Genomic DNA, 1,245 nt, shown 5'->3' on the forward strand with positions numbered 1-1,245 from the left:
TGTTTTTGTTAAATATTTCCTAGTCTCATTTGTAAACTTAATCCCTCTATTAATCCGAAGCTTCGGTATTGAATTTGAGCCCCGTTCATTTTCGGCGCAAACCCACTTGACCAGTGAGCTATTACGCATTCTTTAAATGCATGGCTGCTTCTAAGCCAACGTCCTGGTTGTCTTAGTAGATTCACATCCTTTTCCACTTAATTCAAATTTTGGGACCTTAGCTGTCGGTCTGGGCTGTTTCCCTTTCGACTTAGAAGCTTATCCCCCTAAGTCTGACTCCCTGACTTGATTTTTTGGCATTCGGAGTTTGATAGGTTTTGGTACGGTAATCCGCCCTAGACCATTCAGTGCTCTACCTCCTAAAATCTTAGGTCAGAGGCTAGCCCTAAAGCTATTTCGAGGAGAACCAGCTATCTCCGGGTTCGTTTGGTTTTTCGCCCCTATCCACAGTTCATCCGATGCGTTTTAAACCGCACCCGGTTCGAGCCTCCATTGAATTTTACTTCAACTTCACTCTGACCATGGATAGATCACCCGGTTTCGGGTCTATTCTAACTTACTTTCGCCCTATTAAGACTCGCTTTCGCTACGGCTTCTGATCTTAAATCATTAACCTTGCAATTTAGAATAACTCGCTGGCCCATTCTACAAAAGGTACGACATCACGTTCGCTCACGCTCTGTCTGCTTGTAGGCACTAGGTTTCAGGTTCTATTTCACTCCCCTTTCGGGGTTCTTTTCACCTTTCCCTCACGGTACTTGTTCACTATCGGTCACATGTTAGTATTTAGCCTTAGGGGATGGGCCCCCTATCTTCACACCGGGTTACTCGTGCCCGGTGATACTTTCCCTCTCGTTTATTAATGCTTTCGTCTACAAGACTTTCACTTTCTTTGGTTTATCTTTTCAGACAATTTGACTAACATTAGTAAATCGCTAATGAGTTAGGCTCTTTTCCTTTCGCTCGCCGCTACTTAGAAAATCGATGTTTCTTTCTTTTCCTCCTGCTACTTAGATGTTTCAGTTCGCAGGGTATTGCCTTACTAAGCTATGTATTCACTTAGTAATGATTGTGTCTTCCACAACCGGGTTGCCCCATTCGGAGACCTAGGGGTCATTGCTTTTTGTGAGCTTACCCTAGTTTTCGTTCACTTACGTCCTTTTTCGCCTTCATGTGCCAAGGCATCCACCTTGTGCCCTTGCTTTCTTGACTGGAAATATTTATAGCTATTTAATTTTATTAGGT

At 43.5% G+C, this 1,245-nt stretch carries 1 rRNA gene; it reads right to left on the minus strand.

The features are described 5' to 3' along the window. A 23S ribosomal RNA gene (locus HMPREF3045_RS09380) occupies positions 1-1,212 on the minus strand; the annotation flags it as partial. Positions 1,213-1,245 lie beyond the last annotated feature (33 nt).

Origin of the sequence: Anaerococcus sp. HMSC075B03 (assembly GCF_001815585.1) — a bacterium.
In the GTDB taxonomy this organism is placed as follows: domain Bacteria; phylum Bacillota; class Clostridia; order Tissierellales; family Peptoniphilaceae; genus Anaerococcus; species Anaerococcus vaginalis.